Here is a 975-nt window from a genome sequence, read left to right as displayed (position 1 = left end):
CAGCCACGGACACACGCCCGGAACCCGACACCGACACAGGCCCCGATCAAGGCCAGCCCGCGGATCCGGACCCAGGCCTGCCTCCGGACCCCTTCCCGGACTACCATCCCGGCCAGGATCCCGTCCCGGAGCCCGAAATTGAACCGCTCCCGGACTACCATCCCTGCCAGGATCCCGTCCCGAAGCCCGAAACTGAACCGCCCCCGGACCCGTTCCCGGACTGGCATCAATTCACCGCTGGACACCCATTTGCCGACACGGAAGCGGACGATCCGGGCTGGCCAGCACGCGCGGACAGTATTTCCGCGGACGGCGGCCTGTTCCACTGTGTGTGATCTACCCCCGGTCACACTTACGTTGGCGCCCGAAGAGCAGCTGCGGCCAATCGGGCAACTGCTACGCCTGCGGATCCGTTACCAGGATGCGCACCGAGCACAGCTCCGCGGCAGCCTTCTTCAGCACTGCGGCGCGCGGATCCGGGACGTCGAGGAACGCCAGCCTCGGCCGTGCCGCGTACTGCTTCAGAACCGGTTCGGCGAGGACCTGCTCGGCAAGGGTCCGGTCGCCGCCGGGAGCCAGATACTCGATCGGGTGCTCCGCGAAAATCCGCCCGGCGTGCTCGGCGACGGCCTCCACCAGGGCATCGGCCTGGTTGGCGCGCCGCCGGGCAAAACGTTGCTGGGACCAGCCGCCGGCAGCCGTCCGCGACTGGACGTGGCGCGTGCCGGTCTTGGACGCCAGCACGGTGCCGGCGCTGACCACAGCCACCGAATATCCGCCGCGGCGAACCAGCACGGTGCCGATGCTCCGCGACTGGGACGCCAGGGAAGCGAGGCGGGCGACAGCGTCGCCGCCGCGCCCAGGACGGCCGTCCGCCGGCCACGGCGCCTGGAGCAGGGCTGCGGCGCCGTCGGCGGCGCGCAGCTGCAGACCGGCGTCGAGCTCCTCCTCCACCAGTGCGCCGTGGCTCGCGGC

General features: G+C 71.1%; 1 protein-coding gene and 1 pseudogene. One reads left to right on the top strand and one right to left on the bottom strand.

The window, feature by feature from the left end; genetic code table 11:
* Positions 1-335 (top strand): annotated as a pseudogene (locus Y706_RS29745) (hypothetical protein); the annotation flags it as partial.
* A 61-nt stretch (positions 336-396) separates the two neighbouring features.
* Here Y706_RS29745 and Y706_RS0109935 read toward each other — a convergent pair.
* Positions 397-975 (bottom strand): acVLRF1 family peptidyl-tRNA hydrolase (locus Y706_RS0109935; RefSeq protein WP_028276476.1); only part of this gene is annotated, 579 nt, incomplete at its 5' end.

Origin of the sequence: Arthrobacter sp. I3 (assembly GCF_000520575.1) — a bacterium.
Classification (GTDB): domain Bacteria; phylum Actinomycetota; class Actinomycetes; order Actinomycetales; family Micrococcaceae; genus Arthrobacter; species Arthrobacter humicola_A.
Note: the sequence above shows the minus strand (reverse complement) of the source record. Positions and strands in the feature narration are given on the sequence as shown.